The sequence below is a fragment of the Desulforhopalus vacuolatus genome, from assembly GCF_016918505.1.
Lineage (GTDB): Bacteria > Desulfobacterota > Desulfobulbia > Desulfobulbales > Desulfocapsaceae > Desulforhopalus > Desulforhopalus vacuolatus.
Genome location: NZ_JAFFPZ010000110.1, coordinates 1 through 479, shown reverse-complemented (window position 1 = coordinate 479; position 479 = coordinate 1). Strand labels below are relative to the sequence as shown.

1 protein-coding gene is annotated in these 479 nt (G+C 65.1%); it reads left to right on the top strand.

The window, feature by feature from the left end:
- On the top strand, positions 1 to 354 hold a 354-nt coding region (gene lfiJ / locus JWG39_RS16115), incomplete at its 5' end, for a lateral flagellar protein LfiJ (RefSeq protein WP_205220454.1).
- Positions 355 to 479: the final 125 nt, after the last annotated feature.

Here is a 479-nt window from a genome sequence, read left to right as displayed (position 1 = left end):
CGTCTGCGCGAGGTGGCGATGAAGGAGGAGCACCGAGCCCTCAGGCTGCAGGAGGTCATCGAGACGATGCATCCGGGCTCGTCGAGCTTTCATCCCCTGCTGTGGCAGAACAAGCAGCAGATGCAGGGGCAGCTTCGCCACCTGCTGACCCACCAGTTGCAGCAGTGTGCGCTCGCCAGCCAGGATCTGGCTCATCACGAGGGGCAGCTCGTCAGGCAGTTCGGTCGGGTCAAGGGGCTGGAGCTGTTGCTGGACAAGCGGGCACTGGCGGCCCGTCAGCGTCAGGAGTCAGGTGAGCAGCGGCAGCTCGACGAACTCGCCGCACTGGGTCATCGTGCCCGGCAGGGAACGTAAAGGGTCAGTCGGGGAAGTGCTCCTGCCTGCCATAGGATGACTCCTGGCCCAGCAGGGTGTGGATGGTCTCTATCTGGCCTGCCAGCAGGCGGCCGTTCTGCTCGTTCTGGCGGCGGCACTGTAGC